Consider the following 1,544-nt stretch of genomic DNA (forward strand, 5'->3'; position numbering starts at 1 on the left):
GGCTATATCTTAGCCACGATCCATCGCGCGGAGAATACGGATGAGCCCCGCCGCCTGCGGGCGATCTTGGGCGGCCTTCTTCAAGCAGCGGCTGATATTTCGGTAATCTTTCCGGTGCACCCCCGCACCAGATCGGCGTTAGAAAGAGAAGCGCTTATCTCGATAGACCATCCAGATCTTCACATGATTGACCCGGTTGGCTATCTAGATATGGTAATGCTGGAAAAACATGCCCGGTTAATCGCTACCGATTCGGGCGGGGTCCAGAAGGAGGCCTTCTTCCATGGCGTGCCTTGTGTAACCCTGCGGGATGAGACCGAGTGGGTGGAGCTGGTGGAGCTGGGGTGGAACAGGATTGTGCCGCCGCGAAGCGAACGAGAGGTGGCTCAAGCGCTGCTTGATTCGCTGGACCATCCGGGCGGCCGGGAGGGCTTCCCGTACGGCGGCGGTGACGCTGCGGCAAAGGTTGTGCAGTGCCTTGTAGAAGGGGTGAACTCTTAAGAATTAGTTGCCCAATCAATCACGATGTTGAGATTTTTCCGTCACTTTATGCGAAAAAGACAAAGAGATTTAAAGGGATTTTAGGGGTTTTGTAGAATTTTAACTTGTCTCCTTTCTTGATCTACCTGGGTTGCATGGAAGGAGGTGAGAAGAAACTGAAGAAAAAGAAATTAGATTATTACCGTTACATACTTTGGCTATTACCAGCTGTGTTAATAATTTTAACCATGGTTATGCCTTCGGCATTGACTGCCGCCAGCGCTCCTCCACAGGTTATCTCTGTTGAGGCGGACCGGTCCGGTACCGTTTCTACTGGAACAACGGTGCGCTGGACCTGCCAGGCTGAAGGCCCTGGTGCTTTAGAGTATGCCTGGTATCTTTATCGTGACGGTGAGCGGGTTCATGTGCAGTGGTACCGGTCGCAGGAATATTTTGAGTACCGTTTGGATCAGCCTGGGACCTACCATGTCAAAGTTTTTGCGCGTACGCTTGCGGATATCCGCAGCGGTGGTACAGATTCTGCCTCTTTGCTTGTGGAGCCGCCTCCTCCTCCGCAGGTTATCTCTGTTGAGGCGGACCGGTCCGGTACCGTTCTTGCTGGAACAACGGTGCGCTGGACCTGCCAGGCTGAAGGTTCTGGTCCATTAGAGTATGCCTGGTATCTTTATCGTGACGGTGAGCGGGTTCATGTGCAGTGGTATCGTTCGGGGAACACTTTTAGCTATAAGCTTTCTGAGCCGGGCAGCTATCATGTGCTTGCTTTTGCGCGGATCATGCCTGGGGACATTCGCAGCGGTGGTGAAAACTCTGTCTCACTAGTTGTTGAAGGTAACGAATTGATTAAATATACGCAATATAACCTGACCTTAGATCAGGCGCTGGCCAGGCAGATGAGTTTGAGTACGCCGCCGCAGACCGATAAGTATCGCAACCAGCCGGCTTACGTGCACAGCCAGGTCCTCTCCGGGGTTGCCAGGCAAGGCACGGTTGCCTATGACGGGGTTAGAATACGCACCAGCCCCTGGCTGGAGGATAAGTACATT

General features: G+C 53.0%; 2 protein-coding genes. Both read left to right on the plus strand.

The genetic code is table 11. The features are described from left to right. Window positions 1-501 (plus strand): UDP-N-acetylglucosamine 2-epimerase (locus ACE4YL_RS06365; protein WP_461369395.1); only part of this gene is annotated, 501 nt, incomplete at its 5' end. Between the two features lie 134 nt (window positions 502-635). Then, window positions 636-1,544: immunoglobulin domain-containing family protein (locus tag ACE4YL_RS06370; protein ID WP_461369396.1), on the plus strand; the 909-nt coding region annotated here is incomplete at its 3' end.

The sequence above is a fragment of the Candidatus Darwinibacter acetoxidans genome (assembly GCF_041936445.1).
In the GTDB taxonomy this organism is placed as follows: Bacteria; Bacillota; Limnochordia; order Darwinibacteriales; family Darwinibacteriaceae; genus DTU010.